Raw genomic sequence first — 960 nt, 5'->3', positions numbered from 1 at the left:
CGAACGCCAGCACCGCCTCGGGCAGCCCGAGCCCGACCCCGCCCTCCGCCTCCGGCAGCCGTACGCCTCGCCGGACGGCGCCGTGCTGTACCGGTGACAGACACCGGGATCCGCGCTCACTCCCGCGGCTTCACGAACCGTCGGCCGTCGGCGTGGGCCGAGTGCCGCCGCGGGAGCAGGGGTCCGGCTCAGGTCCGGCCTTGCCGGCGCCGACTGGCCCCTGGATTGCAGCCGGTGTCGTCACGTCACCCGGAGCATGGGCCCCGGCCGACGGCGTCTCCCGGTGGCCGGCGAGCCCGGCCCGTTCCCGGGATCGAGTCGTCGGCCGACGACTCGGGAAGGCGCGGACGATGCTCCCCGCGATACGCGCGCCGGATCCCGGTGTCTGTCACCGGTACAGCACGGCGCCGTCCGGCGAGGCGTACGGCCTCACCGGACGGCGCGAGAAGGGCAGGTGCGGTGCTCGTCGTGGCGTGATGAGTCACGACCCAAGGATCAGTAGGGACTCCACAGCGCCATTTGGGCGTCGTAACGCCACAGGGCATCCATGATGTCGATGTAGTAGAACTCTGCACCACACACGGACTGGCTCGGGTCGTTGCACGGGAAATCACCTATGATCCCTGCATAGATGATGCCCTTTGCTTCCACCGCGTCCTTGAAGTGCTCGCTGTCGGGCAGGGGCTGGTAGACCGGACCGCCACTGTCTCCCGGACCGGCCGTGGCCAGCCAGTCCTCGTTCACGGCGTAGACCATGGGGCCCGAGATCTGCCCATTCGGCTGCCTGGTCATGACGCCCGTCTGCTTGACGCGAGCGTTGCAGACCTCGCCGGTGCGGCTGCCGGAGGCGCACACCAGGTTGCCGGGGAAGGACCTGCTGGCGGAAACGACCGCCTTGGCAGTGGTCGATTTCGAGTCACCGGTCCACACGTACGGTGCCATCGGCGTCGTCGTCAGCGC

1 protein-coding gene is annotated in these 960 nt (G+C 69.6%); it reads right to left on the bottom strand.

Translation table 11 applies throughout. The features are described from left to right. Positions 1–495 precede the first annotated feature (495 nt). The coding region (locus tag VKA29_RS00555; RefSeq protein ID WP_324783094.1) for a hypothetical protein at positions 496–960 on the bottom strand (465 nt) is incomplete at its 5' end.

This window comes from Streptomyces sp. H51 (genome assembly GCF_035656535.1).
Classification (GTDB): domain Bacteria; phylum Actinomycetota; class Actinomycetes; order Streptomycetales; family Streptomycetaceae; genus Streptomyces.
Note: the sequence above shows the minus strand (reverse complement) of the source record. Positions and strands in the feature narration are given on the sequence as shown.